At 56.7% G+C, this 1,075-nt stretch carries 2 protein-coding genes; one reads left to right on the plus strand and one right to left on the minus strand.

Going from position 1 to position 1,075, the window contains the following annotated elements; translation table 11 throughout:
- Window positions 1-170 precede the first annotated feature (170 nt).
- Window positions 171-710 carry a ClbS/DfsB family four-helix bundle protein gene (locus HMPREF9006_RS03265; RefSeq protein WP_009212111.1) on the minus strand — a complete coding sequence of 180 codons (540 nt, stop codon included), beginning with the start codon at window positions 708-710 and terminating at the stop codon, window positions 171-173.
- A 172-nt stretch (window positions 711-882) separates the two neighbouring features.
- On the opposite strand from HMPREF9006_RS03265, the gene HMPREF9006_RS11060 reads away from it, so the two are divergent.
- The gene (locus HMPREF9006_RS11060; RefSeq protein WP_198002536.1) at window positions 883-1,032 is read left to right on the plus strand and encodes a helix-turn-helix domain-containing protein; all 150 of its coding nucleotides are present in this window, start codon (window positions 883-885) and stop codon (window positions 1,030-1,032) included.
- Window positions 1,033-1,075: the final 43 nt, after the last annotated feature.

A 1,075-nucleotide genomic window follows, 5' to 3' on the forward strand; every position in this document is an offset into this window, starting at 1 on the left:
TGATAATGCTGATCGGGGCGGATGTCACGTGAATGCGGGCACGAGGCTTAGTGCGTTGAACCCGAGAGTCGCGAAAAGGCGCACGGGAGCGCCTATACCAGAGGCTCCCGAGTATCTGTCTGTGGTCTACAGCGTGGTAAGAAGATACTGGGGGCGGCTTGGTTATGGGGTTATTCTGGCGGCTTTCTGGCGAATGCGCGGAGCTTTTTGATTGCCCATTCGTAGTGGCTTGATGTGGCTGACACGAAGTAGGAGCCGAGCGAGGTTGTGCCCGTCCACGGGAAATACGCCTTGATGAATAGCTCCTCGTTGGTGAACTTGCCGATGAGAGCCACTACTGCGGTGTGGCTGTCGGCGAGGTTTTCGCGGATAGCCTCAAGCTCAGTGCCCTGATATTGAGTCCAGATCTCTTGGTTGAGCGTTGGCGTGGTTCGCCACGTGTGAGGAAACGGAAGAAAAGGCCGAGGTTGACCGTGGAGGTTGGCGTCGACGAAGCCAAGCAGCATGCTCTGCCACTCGTGCAGGTGGGCTAGTACGTCACGCAGGTTTTTGTCCCGCGCCCAGTGGGCTTCTTTACCGATTTGGGTGATGCTGGGATCAAAATGCGTATGCTGATCGTCGGAACTCATGCCCTCAATGAGGCTGTCCAGTTTCGCATACTGCGCCTCGGCGGCATCCAATAGTTCAGTTTTCGTCTTCGGTTTCGGCACGCCACAAATTATCTCAAATCAGGAAAGCAGATGAAAACCCATGGCCAAAGACGGCACCAACCGAGGCGGATGCCGCGTCCGTGTGGAGGGGTCTGGGTTTTTCGGACCGTTTGTTGTGAGAGGGTTGTTCTGAGTAGTCCCGGCTGTTTGTGGCCGGGCAGAATGGATGACCATGAGGAAGTTTTCGAAGCACACGCCTGAGCTGATTGTTGTGAAGCTAGAGAGGGCCGAGGCGTTGCGATGTGAGGGCATGAGTACGGCCCAGGCGTGCCGCGTGCTGGGTATCAGCGAGGCAACGTTGTGCCGGTGGCGGGGTCGATGAATCGTAGCGAGGCCAAGGAACTGCGTGAATTGCGCGAGCACAA

The organism is Actinomyces sp. oral taxon 180 str. F0310 (genome assembly GCF_000185285.1).
Lineage (GTDB): Bacteria > Actinomycetota > Actinomycetes > Actinomycetales > Actinomycetaceae > Pauljensenia.